The 14056-nt window shown below is 35.3% G+C and carries 27 protein-coding genes; all 27 read left to right on the forward strand.

Annotated features, from left to right (window positions below; genetic code table 11):
- The first annotated feature begins 54 nt into the window (after positions 1-54).
- The 27 genes from rpsS (at position 55) to JVV30_RS08530 (ending at position 14056) form a co-directional block, all read left to right on the forward strand.
- Entirely contained in the window at positions 55-333 is a 279-nt protein-coding gene (rpsS, locus tag JVV30_RS08400) for a 30S ribosomal protein S19 (protein WP_001829710.1), read from the forward strand.
- A 27-nt stretch (positions 334-360) separates the two neighbouring features.
- Positions 361-714, forward strand: coding sequence for a 50S ribosomal protein L22 (gene rplV / locus JVV30_RS08405; RefSeq protein ID WP_001829734.1), 354 nt, complete (start codon positions 361-363; stop codon positions 712-714).
- A 23-nt stretch (positions 715-737) separates the two neighbouring features.
- Entirely contained in the window at positions 738-1391 is a 654-nt protein-coding gene (gene rpsC, locus JVV30_RS08410; RefSeq protein ID WP_011275129.1) for a 30S ribosomal protein S3, read from the forward strand.
- A 2-nt stretch (positions 1392-1393) separates the two neighbouring features.
- Positions 1394-1828, forward strand: a complete 435-nt coding sequence (gene rplP, locus JVV30_RS08415; RefSeq protein WP_002432945.1) for a 50S ribosomal protein L16 — start codon at positions 1394-1396, stop codon at positions 1826-1828.
- A complete protein-coding gene (rpmC, locus tag JVV30_RS08420; RefSeq protein WP_011275130.1) occupies positions 1818-2027 on the forward strand; it encodes a 50S ribosomal protein L29 in 210 nt (69 codons plus the stop codon). Before rplP ends, rpmC begins: the two co-directional genes overlap by 11 nt.
- 26 nt (positions 2028-2053) lie before the next feature.
- Positions 2054-2317 (forward strand): 30S ribosomal protein S17, encoded by a 264-nt coding sequence (gene rpsQ, locus JVV30_RS08425; protein ID WP_011275131.1) that lies wholly within the window; start codon positions 2054-2056, stop codon positions 2315-2317.
- Between the two features lie 31 nt (positions 2318-2348).
- On the forward strand, positions 2349-2717 hold the full coding sequence (gene rplN / locus JVV30_RS08430; RefSeq protein ID WP_002466492.1) for a 50S ribosomal protein L14: 369 nt from the start codon (positions 2349-2351) through the stop codon (positions 2715-2717).
- A 35-nt stretch (positions 2718-2752) separates the two neighbouring features.
- The gene (rplX, locus tag JVV30_RS08435) at positions 2753-3070 is read left to right on the forward strand and encodes a 50S ribosomal protein L24 (protein ID WP_002448459.1); all 318 of its coding nucleotides are present in this window, start codon (positions 2753-2755) and stop codon (positions 3068-3070) included.
- Between the two features lie 25 nt (positions 3071-3095).
- Positions 3096-3635 (forward strand): 50S ribosomal protein L5, encoded by a 540-nt coding sequence (gene rplE, locus JVV30_RS08440; RefSeq protein WP_011275133.1) that lies wholly within the window; start codon positions 3096-3098, stop codon positions 3633-3635.
- 23 nt (positions 3636-3658) lie between these two features.
- Positions 3659-3844: a type Z 30S ribosomal protein S14 gene (locus JVV30_RS08445; RefSeq protein WP_001140799.1), complete on the forward strand. Its 186-nt coding sequence runs from the start codon at positions 3659-3661 to the stop codon at positions 3842-3844.
- A gap of 31 nt (positions 3845-3875) precedes the next feature.
- On the forward strand, positions 3876-4274 hold the full coding sequence (rpsH, locus tag JVV30_RS08450; RefSeq protein ID WP_011275134.1) for a 30S ribosomal protein S8: 399 nt from the start codon (positions 3876-3878) through the stop codon (positions 4272-4274).
- A 24-nt stretch (positions 4275-4298) separates the two neighbouring features.
- On the forward strand, positions 4299-4835 hold the full coding sequence (rplF, locus tag JVV30_RS08455; RefSeq protein WP_011275135.1) for a 50S ribosomal protein L6: 537 nt from the start codon (positions 4299-4301) through the stop codon (positions 4833-4835).
- Between the two features lie 31 nt (positions 4836-4866).
- Positions 4867-5229: a 50S ribosomal protein L18 gene (gene rplR / locus JVV30_RS08460; RefSeq protein WP_070855272.1), complete on the forward strand. Its 363-nt coding sequence runs from the start codon at positions 4867-4869 to the stop codon at positions 5227-5229.
- Between the two features lie 20 nt (positions 5230-5249).
- Positions 5250-5750, forward strand: coding sequence for a 30S ribosomal protein S5 (gene rpsE, locus JVV30_RS08465; protein ID WP_011275137.1), 501 nt, complete (start codon positions 5250-5252; stop codon positions 5748-5750).
- A 16-nt stretch (positions 5751-5766) separates the two neighbouring features.
- Positions 5767-5946 carry a 50S ribosomal protein L30 gene (rpmD, locus tag JVV30_RS08470; RefSeq protein WP_011275138.1) on the forward strand — a complete coding sequence of 60 codons (180 nt, stop codon included), beginning with the start codon at positions 5767-5769 and terminating at the stop codon, positions 5944-5946.
- A gap of 19 nt (positions 5947-5965) precedes the next feature.
- Positions 5966-6406: a 50S ribosomal protein L15 gene (gene rplO, locus JVV30_RS08475; RefSeq protein ID WP_053028552.1), complete on the forward strand. Its 441-nt coding sequence runs from the start codon at positions 5966-5968 to the stop codon at positions 6404-6406.
- A complete protein-coding gene (gene secY / locus JVV30_RS08480; RefSeq protein ID WP_053028551.1) occupies positions 6406-7698 on the forward strand; it encodes a preprotein translocase subunit SecY in 1293 nt (430 codons plus the stop codon). The genes rplO and secY overlap by 1 nt, the downstream gene beginning before the upstream one ends.
- An 18-nt stretch (positions 7699-7716) precedes the next feature.
- Entirely contained in the window at positions 7717-8367 is a 651-nt protein-coding gene (locus tag JVV30_RS08485; RefSeq protein ID WP_070855271.1) for an adenylate kinase, read from the forward strand.
- Between the two features lie 197 nt (positions 8368-8564).
- Complete coding sequence (gene infA / locus JVV30_RS08490; protein ID WP_001829792.1) at positions 8565-8783, forward strand: translation initiation factor IF-1; 219 nt, start codon at positions 8565-8567, stop codon at positions 8781-8783.
- A gap of 31 nt (positions 8784-8814) precedes the next feature.
- Entirely contained in the window at positions 8815-8928 is a 114-nt protein-coding gene (rpmJ, locus tag JVV30_RS08495; RefSeq protein WP_001829709.1) for a 50S ribosomal protein L36, read from the forward strand.
- A 22-nt stretch (positions 8929-8950) separates the two neighbouring features.
- Positions 8951-9316, forward strand: a complete 366-nt coding sequence (gene rpsM / locus JVV30_RS08500; RefSeq protein WP_011275142.1) for a 30S ribosomal protein S13 — start codon at positions 8951-8953, stop codon at positions 9314-9316.
- Between the two features lie 23 nt (positions 9317-9339).
- The gene (gene rpsK / locus JVV30_RS08505) at positions 9340-9729 is read left to right on the forward strand and encodes a 30S ribosomal protein S11 (RefSeq protein WP_000101625.1); all 390 of its coding nucleotides are present in this window, start codon (positions 9340-9342) and stop codon (positions 9727-9729) included.
- Between the two features lie 83 nt (positions 9730-9812).
- Positions 9813-10757, forward strand: a complete 945-nt coding sequence (locus tag JVV30_RS08510) for a DNA-directed RNA polymerase subunit alpha (RefSeq protein WP_011275143.1) — start codon at positions 9813-9815, stop codon at positions 10755-10757.
- Positions 10758-10778: 21 nt separating this feature from the next.
- Complete coding sequence (gene rplQ / locus JVV30_RS08515; protein ID WP_011275144.1) at positions 10779-11150, forward strand: 50S ribosomal protein L17; 372 nt, start codon at positions 10779-10781, stop codon at positions 11148-11150.
- Positions 11151-11587: 437 nt separating this feature from the next.
- Entirely contained in the window at positions 11588-12400 is an 813-nt protein-coding gene (locus JVV30_RS08520; protein WP_070855270.1) for an energy-coupling factor transporter ATPase, read from the forward strand.
- A complete protein-coding gene (locus JVV30_RS08525; RefSeq protein WP_204193976.1) occupies positions 12397-13260 on the forward strand; it encodes an energy-coupling factor transporter ATPase in 864 nt (287 codons plus the stop codon). Before JVV30_RS08520 ends, JVV30_RS08525 begins: the two co-directional genes overlap by 4 nt.
- On the forward strand, positions 13250-14056 hold the full coding sequence (locus JVV30_RS08530; RefSeq protein WP_053028547.1) for an energy-coupling factor transporter transmembrane component T family protein: 807 nt from the start codon (positions 13250-13252) through the stop codon (positions 14054-14056). Before JVV30_RS08525 ends, JVV30_RS08530 begins: the two co-directional genes overlap by 11 nt.

Genomic DNA, 14056 nt, shown 5'->3' on the forward strand with positions numbered 1-14056 from the left:
TTTGGGTGTGCGGCTTAATTGCTGCACGCACACAATAAGAAGGGAGGCGCCCAAATGGCTCGTAGTATTAAAAAAGGACCTTTCGTCGATGATCATTTAATGAAAAAAGTAGAAGCTCAAGACGGAAGTGAAAAGAAACAAGTAATCAAAACATGGTCTCGTCGTTCTACAATTTTCCCAAATTTCATCGGTCATACTTTTGCAGTATACGATGGTCGTAAACATGTACCTGTTTATGTAACTGAAGATATGGTAGGTCACAAATTAGGTGAATTTGCTCCAACTCGTACATTTAAAGGACATGCTGCAGACGATAAAAAAACTAGAAGATAATAAATAGAAGTAGAGGAGGAAATCCTAATGGAAGCAAAAGCGGTTGCTAGAACAATCAGAATCGCACCTCGTAAAGTAAGATTAGTTCTTGACTTAATTAGAGGTAAAAATGCTGGAGAAGCTATTGCTATTTTAAAATTAACTAACAAAGCTTCATCACCAGTAATTGAAAAAGTATTAATGTCCGCTTTAGCAAATGCTGAACATAACTATGACATGAACACTGATGAATTAGTAGTTAAAGAAGCATATGCAAATGAAGGACCAACTTTAAAACGTTTCCGTCCACGTGCACAAGGTCGTGCAAGTGCTATCAATAAACGTACAAGCCACATTACAATCGTCGTAAGTGACGGTAAAGAAGAAGCTAAAGAAGCTTAATAACTATTTAAGGAGGGAACACTGTGGGTCAAAAAATTAATCCTATCGGACTTCGTGTCGGTATCATCCGTGACTGGGAAGCAAAATGGTATGCTGAAAAAGATTTCGCTTCACTATTACACGAAGATTTAAGAATCCGTAAATTCATTGATAACGAATTAAAAGAAGCATCAGTTTCTCACGTTGAAATCGAACGTGCTGCTAACCGTATTAACATTGCCATTCACACTGGTAAACCAGGTATGGTAATTGGTAAAGGCGGATCTGAAATTGAAAAACTTCGTAATAAATTAAACAACTTAACTGATAAAAAAGTACACATCAACGTTATCGAAATCAAGAAAATTGATATCGATGCTCGTTTAGTTGCTGAGAATATTGCACGTCAATTAGAAAACCGTGCTTCATTCCGTCGTGTACAAAAACAAGCTATTTCAAGAGCTATGAAACTTGGTGCTAAAGGTATCAAAACTCAAGTATCAGGTCGTTTAGGCGGAGCTGACATTGCTCGTGCTGAACAATATTCAGAAGGAACTGTTCCACTTCATACTTTACGTGCTGACATCGATTATGCACATGCTGAAGCAGACACTACTTACGGTAAATTAGGTGTTAAAGTATGGATTTATCGTGGTGAAGTTCTTCCTACTAAGAATACTAGTGAAGGAGGAAAATAATAATGTTACTACCAAAACGTGTTAAATATCGTCGTCAACATCGTCCTAAAACAACTGGTCGTTCTAAAGGCGGTAACTATGTAACATTTGGTGAGTATGGATTACAAGCTACTACAACATCTTGGATCACTTCTCGTCAAATCGAATCTGCTCGTATTGCTATGACACGTTACATGAAACGTGGCGGGAAAGTTTGGATTAAAATCTTCCCTCATACACCATATACTAAAAAACCTTTAGAAGTACGTATGGGTGCTGGTAAAGGTGCCGTTGAAGGCTGGATCGCTGTTGTAAAACCAGGTAGAATTTTATTCGAGGTTGCAGGCGTATCAGAAGAAGTTGCTCGTGAAGCATTACGTTTAGCAAGTCACAAACTTCCAGTAAAAACTAAGTTTGTAAAACGTGAAGAATTGGGTGGTGAAACAAATGAAAGCTAAGGAAATTAGAGACTTAACCACTTCAGAAATCGAAGAACAAATCAAATCTTCAAAAGAAGAGCTTTTTAACCTACGCTTTCAGTTAGCTACAGGTCAATTAGAGGAAACTGCACGTATTCGTACAGTTAGAAAAACGATTGCACGTCTAAAAACTGTTGCTCGTGAAAGAGAAATCGAAGAAAGTAAAGCTAATCAATAAAACATTCGAAAGAGGAGGTTACAAAAGTGAGTGAAAGAAACGATCGTAAAGTTTATGTAGGTAAAGTTGTTTCAGATAAAATGGACAAAACTATCACTGTATTAGTTGAAACTTACAAAACACACAAATTATACGGTAAACGTGTAAAATACTCTAAAAAATACAAAACTCATGATGAAAACAATTCAGCTAAATTAGGAGACATTGTTAAAATTCAAGAAACTCGTCCTTTATCAGCATCAAAACGTTTTCGTTTAGTAGAAATTGTTGAAGAGTCAGTAATTATTTAATACAAGATTAGAGATAAGGGAGGTTTAACTAATGATCCAACAAGAAACTCGTTTAAAAGTAGCAGACAACTCTGGTGCTCGTGAAGTTCTTACAATTAAAGTATTAGGTGGATCTGGTCGCAAAACAGCGAACATCGGCGATGTTATCGTATGTACTGTTAAAAATGCAACACCAGGTGGCGTTGTTAAAAAAGGTGACGTAGTCAAAGCTGTTGTCGTTAGAACTAAATCAGGCGTTCGTCGTAATGATGGTTCTTATATCAAGTTTGATGAAAATGCATGTGTCATTATTCGTGATGACAAAGGCCCACGTGGTACTCGTATCTTTGGTCCTGTTGCTCGTGAATTACGTGAAGGCAACTTCATGAAAATCGTTTCATTAGCACCAGAAGTACTTTAATTTATAAAAACCAAATCATTTAAGGAGGTGCCCACATGCATATCAAAAAAGGTGACAACGTAAAAGTTATCGCAGGTAAAGACAAAGGTAAAGAAGGTAAAGTAATCGCTACTGAACCTAAAAAAGACCGTGTCGTTGTGGAAGGTGTTAACGTAATTAAAAAACACCAAAAACCAACTCAATTAAATCCTGAAGGTGGAATCTTAGAAACAGAGGCAGCAATCCATGTTTCTAACGTACAATTATTAGACCCTAAAACAAACGAACCTACACGTGTCGGTTACAAATTTGTTGATGGTAAAAAAGTTCGTATCGCTAAAAAATCTGGCGAAGAAATCAAATCTAATAATTAATAACTAGTTGAAAGGAGGATCCACTTTGAACCGTTTAAAAGAAAGATACAATACTGAAGTTACTGAAAACTTAGTTAAAAAATTCAACTATAGTTCTGTAATGGAAGTACCAAAAATCGAAAAAATCGTTGTAAATATGGGTGTAGGTGATGCAGTTCAAAACTCTAAAGTGTTAGATAACGCTGTAGAAGAATTAGAATTAATCACTGGTCAAAAACCATTAGTAACAAAAGCTAAAAAATCAGTTGCAACATTCCGTTTACGTGAAGGTATGCCAATCGGTGCGAAAGTTACACTTCGCGGAGAAAGAATGTATGAATTCTTAGATAAATTAATCGCAGTTTCATTACCTCGTGTACGTGACTTCCAAGGTGTTTCTAAAACAGCATTCGATGGTCGTGGTAACTACACATTAGGAATTAAAGAACAATTAATTTTCCCAGAAATCGACTATGATAAAGTAAGTAAAGTAAGAGGAATGGATATTGTTATCGTAACAACTGCTAACACTGACGAGGAAGCTCGTGAATTGTTAACAAACTTCGGTATGCCATTTCGTAAATAATCTCTAAAAAGGAGGCTAATTAAGTGGCTAAAACTTCTATGGTTGCTAAGCAACAGAAAAAACAAAAATATGCAGTACGTGAATATACTCGTTGTGAACGTTGTGGTCGTCCACATTCTGTATATCGTAAATTTAAATTATGCCGTATTTGTTTCCGTGAATTAGCTTACAAAGGGCAAATCCCTGGCGTACGTAAAGCTAGCTGGTAATATATAAGAGTCTGAAAGGAGGCAACAATCAATGACAATGACAGATCCAATCGCAGATATGCTTACTCGTGTAAGAAACGCAAACATGGTGCGTCACGAGAAATTAGAATTACCTGCGTCTAACATTAAAAAACAAATTGCTGAAATCTTAAAAAGTGAAGGTTTCATTAAAAACGTAGAATACGTTGAAGATGATAAACAAGGTGTTATTCGTTTATTCTTAAAATATGGTCAAAACAATGAACGTGTTATCACAGGATTAAAACGTATCTCTAAACCAGGTTTACGTGTTTATGCTAAAGCAAACGAAGTACCTAAAGTATTAAATGGTTTAGGTATTGCATTAGTTTCAACTTCTGAAGGTGTTATCACTGACAAAGAAGCAAGAAAACGTAACGTTGGCGGAGAAATTATCGCATACGTTTGGTAATAATAAATAAGGAGGTGCCATAACATGAGTCGTGTTGGTAAGAAAATTATTGACATCCCTAGCGACGTTACAGTAACTTTTGATGGTCATACTGCTACTGTAAAAGGTCCTAAAGGTGAATTAACTAGAACATTTAACGAAAGAATGACTTTCAAACAAGAAGAAAACACTATCGAAGTTGTAAGACCTACTGAGTCTAAAGAAGATAGAACAGTTCATGGTACAACTCGTGCTTTATTAAATAATATGGTACAAGGTGTTTCTCAAGGTTTCGAAAAAACACTTGAGCTTGTTGGTGTAGGTTACCGTGCTCAAATGCAAGGTAGTGACTTAGTATTAAACGTTGGTTACTCTCACCCTGTTGAAATTAAAGCTGAAGATGGCATTACTTTCGCAGTAGAGAAAAACACAACTGTTAGAGTATCTGGTGTATCTAAAGAACAAGTTGGTGCAATCGCATCTAACATCCGTTCAGTAAGACCTCCAGAACCTTACAAAGGAAAAGGTATCCGTTACCAAGGTGAATACGTTCGCCGTAAAGAAGGTAAAACAGGTAAATAATAGATAACTCTCTTAAGAAAGGAGTAATACAATGATCAGTAAAATTGATAAAAACAAAGTGCGTTTGAAAAGACATGCTCGTGTGCGTACTAAATTATCAGGTACAGCTGAAAAACCACGTTTAAATGTATATCGTTCAAACAAACACATTTATGCACAAATTATCGATGATGTTAAAGGCGTAACTTTAGCTCAAGCTTCATCAAAAGATAAAGATATCGCAAGCGAATCAGCTTCTAAAGTAGATTTATCTACAAAAGTAGGCGAAGCAATTGCTAAAAAAGCATCAGAAAAAGGCATTAAAGAAATCGTATTTGATCGTGGCGGTTATTTATACCATGGTCGTGTAAAAGCTTTAGCAGATGCTGCTAGAGAAAGCGGATTAGAATTTTAATTTAAAGGAGGGACAAATACATGGCTCGTAGAGAAGAAGAAACGAAAGAATTTGAAGAACGCGTTGTAACAATCAATCGTGTTGCTAAAGTTGTTAAAGGTGGACGTCGTTTCCGTTTCACTGCATTAGTAGTAGTTGGAGACAAAAATGGTCGTGTAGGTTTCGGTACTGGTAAAGCTCAAGAGGTACCAGAAGCTATCAAAAAAGCTGTCGAAGCAGCTAAAAAAGATTTAGTAGTTGTTCCACGTGTTGAAGGAACTACTCCTCACACTATCACTGGTCGTTACGGTTCAGGTAGCGTATTCATGAAACCAGCTGCACCTGGTACAGGGGTAATCGCTGGTGGTCCAGTTCGTGCCGTATTAGAATTAGCAGGTATCACTGATATCTTAAGTAAATCATTAGGATCTAACACACCAATCAATATGGTTCGTGCTACTATCAATGGTTTACAAAACCTTAAAAATGCTGAAGATGTTGCTAAATTACGCGGCAAATCAGTAGAAGAATTATATAATTAAGGGGGGAAAATAGATAATGGCTAAATTACAAATTACCCTCACTCGTAGTGTTATTGGTCGTCCTGAAACACAACGTAAAACTGTTGAAGCTTTAGGTCTTAAAAAGACTAATAGTTCAGTAGTAGTTGAAGATAACCCTGCAATCCGTGGGCAAATCAACAAAGTTAGACACTTATTGACAGTAGAAGAAAAATAATTAAGGAGGTGCCTATATAATGAAATTACATGAGTTAAAAGCAGCTGAAGGTTCACGTCGTGTACGTAACCGTGTTGGCCGTGGTGCTGGTTCTGGTAATGGTAAAACTAGTGGTCGCGGACAAAAAGGTCAAAAAGCACGTTCAGGTGGTGGCGTAAGACCAGGATTTGAAGGTGGACAATTACCTTTATTCCGTCGTTTACCAAAACGTGGTTTCACTAACATTAATCGTAAAGAATATGCTATTGTTAACTTAGACCAACTTAATAAATTTGAAGATGGTACTGAAGTAACTCCAGCTTTATTAGTTGAAACTGGTGTAGTTAAGAATGAAAAATCTGGTATTAAAGTACTAGGTAACGGCTCACTTGATAAAAAATTGACAGTGAAAGCTCACAAATTCTCAGCTTCAGCAGCAGAAGCAATTGATGCAAAAGGTGGAGCACACGAGGTGATCTAATGTTTCAAACGCTTGTGAGCTTCTTTAAAACTAAAGAAGTTCGAAACAAGATTTTCTTTACCTTAGCAATGTTAATTATATTCAAAATAGGAACTTACATTCCGGCTCCAGGTGTTAACCCTGAGCCTTTTGAACAACAAGGTTCTGATCAAGGAGTCGCCGCTCTTCTTAATACGTTTGGTGGCGGAGCTTTAAAGAACTTTTCAATATTTGCTATGGGCATTATGCCCTACATCACTGCATCTATCGTAATGCAATTATTACAAATGGATATTGTTCCAAAATTCTCTGAATGGGCGAAACAAGGTGAAGTAGGTAAAAGAAAGCTTAGCAATGTAACACGTTATTTCGCTATCATTTTGGCTTTTATACAGTCAATTGGTATGGCATTCCAATTTAATAACTATTTAGGTGGTAAATTAATTATTCACCAATCTGTAATGAGTTATTTATTGATTGCCGTTGTTTTAACAGCAGGAACAGCATTTCTAATTTGGCTTGGTGACCAAATCACTCAATTTGGTGTGGGTAATGGTATTTCTATCATTATCTTTGCAGGTATCTTATCAACATTGCCGTCATCAATTATCCAATTTGTGCAACAAGCATTTGTTGGTAATGATGATACAACGTTGGCATGGTTGAAAGTGATTGGCTTAATTGTAGGATTAGTTTTACTTACAATTGGTGCGATTTATGTACTAGAAGCAAAACGTAAAATTCCTATCCAATACGCTAAAAAACAATCTGCACAAAGATTAGGATCCCAAGCAACATATCTACCTTTAAAAGTTAACTCTGCAGGGGTAATTCCAGTAATCTTTGCGATGGCATTTTTCTTATTGCCAAGAACATTAACACTGTTCTTCCCTAAAGCTGATTGGGCGCAAACTATATCTGAATATGCTAACCCTTCAAACACTTACGGCATGATTGTTTATGTAATTCTAATTATTGCATTTACGTATTTCTATGCCTTTGTTCAAGTTAATCCTGAAAAAATGGCTGACAACTTGAAGAAACAAGGTAGTTACGTTCCAGGTATCAGACCTGGCGATCAAACTAAAAAATATATTACTAAAGTACTTTATCGCTTAACTTTTGTCGGCTCTATTTTCTTAGCAGTCATTGCGATATTACCAATTCTAGCAACTAAGTTTATGAGTTTACCTCAATCGATTCAAATTGGTGGTACAAGCTTATTAATCGTAATTGGTGTAGCAATTGAAACTATGAAATCACTTGAAGCTCAAGTGAGTCAAAAAGAATATAAAGGCTTTGGTGGTAGATAATTTGTAGGAGGGCAATTTATGAATATCATTTTAATGGGTTTACCTGGCGCAGGTAAAGGTACTCAAGCGAGTGAAATTGTTAAGAAATTCCCAATACCACATATATCTACTGGTGACATGTTCAGAAAAGCGATTAAAGATGAAACAGATTTAGGAAAAGAAGCTAAATCTTACATGGATCGTGGAGAATTAGTCCCTGATGAAGTTACTGTAGGTATCGTTAAAGAAAGAATATCTGAAGACGATGCAAAAAAAGGATTCTTATTAGATGGCTTCCCAAGAACAATCGATCAAGCTGAGGCATTAAATGAAATTATGTCTGAGCTTGGTAGAAACATTGATGCGGTTATAAACATCGAAGTTCCTGAGGAAGAATTGATGAATCGTCTTACAGGTCGTCGTATCTGTGAGAAATGTGGTACGACTTATCATCTTGTATTTAATCCTCCAAAGGTTGATGGTATTTGTGATATCGATGGTGGAAAACTTTATCAACGTGAAGATGATAATCCTGAAACAGTATCTAATCGTTTAAACGTTAATGTTAAGCAGTCTAAGCCTATTTTAGAGTACTATAATGAAAAAGATGTGCTTAAAAACATTGATGGCGCGAAAGATATTGACGATGTAACCAAAGATGTCATTGATATCTTAGATCAATTAAAATAGATCAACTTAATACGGTCTAGGTTTATGTGAATTTGATTAGGTTTCTCTGGCAAGAATTAATTTTCTGAGTGTCGAATGACGATAATAATTCCCGCATTTTGTTAAACTTATTATAACTAGTCACTATATTAGATTCGTATCGTTGAAGTTGTCTATTGACGATTACCTTACTATTGTAAAAAGGGGGAAGTTAATCAATGGCGAAACAAGATGTAATTGAATTAGAAGGTACAGTATTAGATACTTTACCAAATGCTATGTTTAAAGTAGAATTAGAAAATGGTCATGAAATTTTAGCGCACGTGAGTGGTAAAATTAGAATGAATTATATTCGTATTCTACCTGGCGACAAAGTAACTGTAGAAATGTCTCCGTATGATTTATCACGCGGTAGAATTACTTATCGTTATAAATAATCGTCACTCCATAATATAGGGAGGTATAAAAATGAAAGTAAGACCATCAGTTAAACCAATTTGCGAAAAATGTAAAGTCATTAAACGTAAAGGTAAAGTAATGGTAATTTGTGACAATCCTAAGCACAAACAAAGACAAGGTTAATAAAAGAGAGGTGTAAATATATATGGCACGTATTGCAGGAGTAGATATTCCACGTGAAAAACGTATCGTTATTTCATTAACATATGTATATGGTATTGGTACTTCAACAGCTAAAAAAATCGTTGAAGAAGCTAACGTATCAGCAGACACACGTGTAAAAGATTTAACAGATGACGAATTAGGTCGTATTCGTGAAGTTGTTGACAGTTATAAAGTTGAAGGTGACTTACGTCGTGAACAAAACTTAAACATTAAACGTTTAATGGAAATTTCATCATACCGTGGTATCCGTCACCGTCGTGGTTTACCAGTTCGCGGTCAAAAAACTAAAAACAACGCACGTACGCGTAAAGGCCCAGTTAAAACTGTAGCTAACAAGAAAAAATAATAGGTAAAGGAGGCAAAATATAAATGGCACGTAAACAAGTATCTCGTAAACGTAGAGTTAAAAAGAATATTGAAAATGGTGTGGCTCACATCCGTTCAACATTCAATAATACAATCGTAACTATCACTGATGAATTTGGTAATGCTTTATCTTGGTCATCAGCTGGTGCATTAGGTTTCAAAGGATCTAAAAAATCAACTCCATTCGCAGCGCAAATGGCTTCTGAAACTGCATCAAAATCAGCAATGGAACATGGTTTAAAAACTGTTGAAGTAACAGTAAAAGGACCTGGACCAGGTCGTGAATCAGCTATCCGTGCATTACAATCAGCTGGTCTAGAAGTAACTGCAATCAGAGACGTTACTCCAGTACCACATAACGGTTGTCGTCCACCAAAACGTCGTCGCGTCTAATTTTTAATAGATTGTTATTGTTACAGGTCACTGAGCGAATCAGTTTAAAATTAAGTCGACGTAATTAAGGAGGATTTTTGTAAATGATAGAAATTGAAAAACCTAGAATTGAGACAATTGAAATTAGTGAAGATGCTAAATTCGGTAAGTTCGTTGTTGAACCACTAGAACGTGGCTACGGTACTACACTAGGAAACTCCTTACGTCGTATCCTACTATCTTCATTACCAGGTGCAGCCGTTAAGTACATTGAAATTGAAGGTGTTTTACACGAGTTCTCAGCTATAGATAATGTTGTTGAAGATGTTTCTACTATCATTATGAACATCAAAAAATTAGCACTTAAAATCTATTCTGAAGAAGATAAAACATTAGAAATCGATGTTCGAGATGAAGGCGAAGTTACTGCAAGTGACATTACTCATGATAGTGATGTGGAAGTTCTAAATCCAGAACTTAAAATCGCAACAGTGTCTAAAGGTGGACATTTAAAAATTCGTCTTGTTGCTAACAAGGGTAGAGGTTACGCATTAGCAGAACAAAATAATACTAGTGATTTACCAATCGGTGTAATTCCTGTTGATTCACTATACTCACCAGTTGAACGTGTTAACTATACAGTTGAAAATACACGTGTCGGTCAAAGTAGTGATTTTGATAAATTAACTTTAGATGTTTGGACTAATGGTTCAATCACTCCACAAGAGTCAGTATCATTAGCTGCTAAGATTTTGACTGAACATTTAAATATTTTTGTAGGTCTTACAGATGAAGCACAAAATGCTGAAATCATGATTGAAAAAGAAGAAGATCAAAAAGAAAAAGTACTTGAAATGTCTATTGAAGAATTAGACTTATCAGTACGTTCATACAACTGTTTAAAACGTGCAGGAATCAATTCAGTTCAAGAGTTAGCTGATAAATCTGAAGCTGATATGATGAAAGTTCGTAATTTAGGTCGTAAATCTCTAGAAGAAGTTAAATATAAATTAGAAGATTTAGGATTAGGATTAAGAAAAGAAGATTAATAAGTTAAAGGAGGTCAACTCATGGGTTACAGAAAATTAGGTCGTACTTCTGATCAACGTAAAGCTATGTTACGTGACTTAGCTACTTCACTTATCGTTAGTGAACGTATTGAAACTACAGAAGCTCGTGCAAAAGAAGTTCGTAGTGTTGTTGAGAAATTAATCACTTTAGGTAAAAAAGGAGATTTAGCTTCTCGTCGTAATGCTGCTAAAACATTACGTAATGTTGAAATCTTAAACGAAGATGAAACGACACAAACTGCACTTCAAAAATTATTCGGTGAAATTGCTGAACGTTATACAGAACGTCAAGGTGGTTACACTCGTATTCTTAAAGTAGGTCCTCGTCGCGGAGACGGTGCTGAATCAGTTATCATCGAATTAGTAGATTAATTCAAGATATAAATACACTAACTACTTATATGTAAAGCAAATGAGTGCAACGATAATGTTTGCCACATACAAATATTGTCTAGCTCAGAGTGCCCCATCAATTAAATAAATTTCAAAGCGTGAACTCAACTAAAATATGATGGGGTGCGCGCTTTTTTATTTTAATAGCGCATATCAGCAACCAATGATTTAAAATGTTCTTATATGATGAGATACGAACTTTTAATATTTGACTGCAAATTCACAGTAGGTGACTAAATTGAGATGGCTCAATTAAATGCTAATGACTATAGTCAACCTTAGAGAGGCGGGATATTGAATTCAATAAGAATTATATCCGGTCCTCTTTTTATATTCAGAAATGAAACAAAGTTTCATATACATGATAATCATATTCATGTAAACTATAAGAGTACAAATTTTTAGGAGGGATTCTAGTGGAGGCAAATCATACAAATATTATTGAACTTAAGCATATCGATTTTCAATATCAAGGCGATGCAGCCTTCACACTGAACGATGTATCCTTTCAAATCCCTAAAAATAAATGGACTTCTATAGTTGGTCACAATGGCTCTGGCAAATCTACAATTGCTAAACTCATTGTTGGTATTGAAACGGCTACGAATGGTACGGTATATTTTAATCAATCACCGATTATTAACGAGGAGTTTAAAAATATACGTGAACACATAGGTATTGTCTTTCAAAACCCTGAGAACCAATTTGTAGGTTCAATTGTTAAATATGATGTTGCCTTCGGTTTGGAAAATCATTCTGTTCCCACAGAAAAAATGAAAGTCATCGTTGCTCGGGCGATTAGTGATGTTGGTATGACTGATTATGCTAACTATGAGCCACATTCACTATCAGGTGGTCAAAAACAACGTGTCGCTATTGCAGGCGTGTTAGCATTAAGCCCAACCGTGATTATTTTAGATGAAGCGACGTCTATGTTGGATCCTCAAGCTAAAAAATCATTATTAAGCTTGATTCAAGATGTCAAAGCAACGAAAGATGTGACAATTATATCTATTACACATGATTTAACTGAAGCACTTGAAGGAGATCATGTGATTGTGATGAATCACGGAACAGTTTATAAAGAAGGTAGCCCTAAAGCAATTTTCAAAGATATACATATGTTACAAGAACTTGGTCTAGATTTACCTTTTTCAATGAAAATGAATCAATTGCTAGGATTTGATGATCAGTTCATAACATATGAAGGGTTGGTAGAAAAGCTATGATAATTAAGTTTAATGATGTTGCTTATACCTATCAACGAGGCACACCTTATGAGTATAATGCATTAGAACATATTAATTTAACGATTGAACAAGGAAAGTACTACGCTATTGTAGGACAAACTGGAAGTGGAAAATCAACCTTAATTCAACATTTTAATGGGTTACTAAAACCAACAAACGGTTATATAGAGCATGATCAACTGACAATTACAGCAAAGACTAAAGATAAGTGGATTAGGCCTATACGACAAAAAGTTGGCCTAGTGTTTCAATTTCCTGAATCACAATTGTTTGAGGACAATATTGAAAGAGAAATCGAGTTTGGACCTAAGAACTTTGGCATGAATGTTGAAGAAGTGAAGGAAAGAGCGTTTGATTTATTATTAGAGTTAGGTTTTCCAAGAAATGTTATGTCACTGTCACCCTTTCAAATGTCGGGGGGACAGATGCGTAAAATTGCAATTGTTTCAATTTTAGCTATGGACCCAGATGTGATTGTGTTAGATGAGCCTACAGCTGGTTTAGATCCAAAAAGTCGTCAACAAGTGATGGCGTTATTTAAAGAAATACAAATAAAGCAAAGTAAAACAATCATCCTTGTGTCTCATGATATGAATGAAGTTGCAAAATACGCTGAAGAGATTATCGTGATGAATGATGGCAATATTGTTGAACAAGTGACACCTAAGGAACTGTTCAGACAAGTGAACCGATTAGAAGAATGGCATATAGCATTACCAGATGTCGTCCAATTACAACGTGATATTGAAATCAAACACGGCATTGAATTTAAGACAATCGCATTATCTGAAGATGAATTTGTAAAGATGTATCAGGAGTGGCTACAACATGAAGAATAAATTAATTATAGGTAGATACTTGCCTAATAACTCAGTTATTCACCATCTAGATCCACGGGCTAAGGTCTTATTTGTATTTATGTTTATTATTCTAATCTTTTTTGCACATTCATTTGCAACGTTTGGTTGGATTATATTATTAATATTAGTATTTATGTTTTTAGCGAAGATTAAATTTTGGTTCCTAATTAAAGGTTTGACACCGATATTTATCTTTACGTTATTTACATTTGCAATGCATATCTTTTTCACACATGGTGGCACGCGACTAGTAGATTACGGAATCATAAAAATTGATAGTGCCGGCATACTAGAAGGTATATTTATATCATTACGTCTGATTACTATCGTGATGGTTGCAACGATAATGACTTTATCTACAAGTCCGATTGATTTGACAGATGCTTTTGAAAAATTATTAACTCCATTAAAATGGTTTAAGATACCTGTACATCAACTAAGTATGATTATGTCAATCGCATTAAGATTTATTCCAACATTAATGGATGAATTAGATAAAATTATATTAGCTCAAAAATCACGTGGTTCTGAGTTGAGTTCAGGTGGACTAATGACACGTATTAAAGCATTTATACCTTTAATGATTCCGTTATTTATTTCAGCTTTTCAAAGGGCTGAGGAGTTAGCCATTGCTATGGAAGTGCGTGGTTATGATGCAAATGTAAAGCGAACAAGTTATAGAAAATTACAATGGCGAATGGCTGATACGATGTGCTTAATCAGTTTCATTCCCATAGCTGTCGTATTATTCGTATTAAAATACATTGGAGTGTAA

Source organism: Staphylococcus sp. GDY8P47P, assembly GCF_016892225.1.
Classification (GTDB): domain Bacteria; phylum Bacillota; class Bacilli; order Staphylococcales; family Staphylococcaceae; genus Staphylococcus; species Staphylococcus borealis.

Bases quoted from the DNA above. Each gene is read 5' to 3' on its own strand.
- rpsS (WP_001829710.1), top strand. From the start codon at position 55: ATGGCTCGTAGTATTAAAAAAGGACCTTTCGTCGATGATCATTTAATG.
- rplV (WP_001829734.1), top strand. From the start codon at position 361: ATGGAAGCAAAAGCGGTTGCTAGAACAATCAGAATCGCACCTCGTAAA.
- rplP (WP_002432945.1), top strand. From the start codon at position 1,394: ATGTTACTACCAAAACGTGTTAAATATCGTCGTCAACATCGTCCTAAA.
- rpmC (WP_011275130.1), top strand. From the start codon at position 1,818: ATGAAAGCTAAGGAAATTAGAGACTTAACCACTTCAGAAATCGAAGAA.
- rplN (WP_002466492.1), top strand. From the start codon at position 2,349: ATGATCCAACAAGAAACTCGTTTAAAAGTAGCAGACAACTCTGGTGCT.
- rplX (WP_002448459.1), top strand. From the start codon at position 2,753: ATGCATATCAAAAAAGGTGACAACGTAAAAGTTATCGCAGGTAAAGAC.
- rpsH (WP_011275134.1), top strand. From the start codon at position 3,876: ATGACAATGACAGATCCAATCGCAGATATGCTTACTCGTGTAAGAAAC.
- rplF (WP_011275135.1), top strand. From the start codon at position 4,299: ATGAGTCGTGTTGGTAAGAAAATTATTGACATCCCTAGCGACGTTACA.
- rplR (WP_070855272.1), top strand. From the start codon at position 4,867: ATGATCAGTAAAATTGATAAAAACAAAGTGCGTTTGAAAAGACATGCT.
- rpsE (WP_011275137.1), top strand. From the start codon at position 5,250: ATGGCTCGTAGAGAAGAAGAAACGAAAGAATTTGAAGAACGCGTTGTA.
- rpmD (WP_011275138.1), top strand. From the start codon at position 5,767: ATGGCTAAATTACAAATTACCCTCACTCGTAGTGTTATTGGTCGTCCT.
- rplO (WP_053028552.1), top strand. From the start codon at position 5,966: ATGAAATTACATGAGTTAAAAGCAGCTGAAGGTTCACGTCGTGTACGT.
- secY (WP_053028551.1), top strand. From the start codon at position 6,406: ATGTTTCAAACGCTTGTGAGCTTCTTTAAAACTAAAGAAGTTCGAAAC.
- JVV30_RS08485 (WP_070855271.1), top strand. From the start codon at position 7,717: ATGAATATCATTTTAATGGGTTTACCTGGCGCAGGTAAAGGTACTCAA.
- infA (WP_001829792.1), top strand. From the start codon at position 8,565: ATGGCGAAACAAGATGTAATTGAATTAGAAGGTACAGTATTAGATACT.
- rpmJ (WP_001829709.1), top strand. From the start codon at position 8,815: ATGAAAGTAAGACCATCAGTTAAACCAATTTGCGAAAAATGTAAAGTC.
- rpsM (WP_011275142.1), top strand. From the start codon at position 8,951: ATGGCACGTATTGCAGGAGTAGATATTCCACGTGAAAAACGTATCGTT.
- rpsK (WP_000101625.1), top strand. From the start codon at position 9,340: ATGGCACGTAAACAAGTATCTCGTAAACGTAGAGTTAAAAAGAATATT.
- JVV30_RS08510 (WP_011275143.1), top strand. From the start codon at position 9,813: ATGATAGAAATTGAAAAACCTAGAATTGAGACAATTGAAATTAGTGAA.
- rplQ (WP_011275144.1), top strand. From the start codon at position 10,779: ATGGGTTACAGAAAATTAGGTCGTACTTCTGATCAACGTAAAGCTATG.
- JVV30_RS08525 (WP_204193976.1), top strand. From the start codon at position 12,397: ATGATAATTAAGTTTAATGATGTTGCTTATACCTATCAACGAGGCACA.
- JVV30_RS08530 (WP_053028547.1), top strand. From the start codon at position 13,250: ATGAAGAATAAATTAATTATAGGTAGATACTTGCCTAATAACTCAGTT.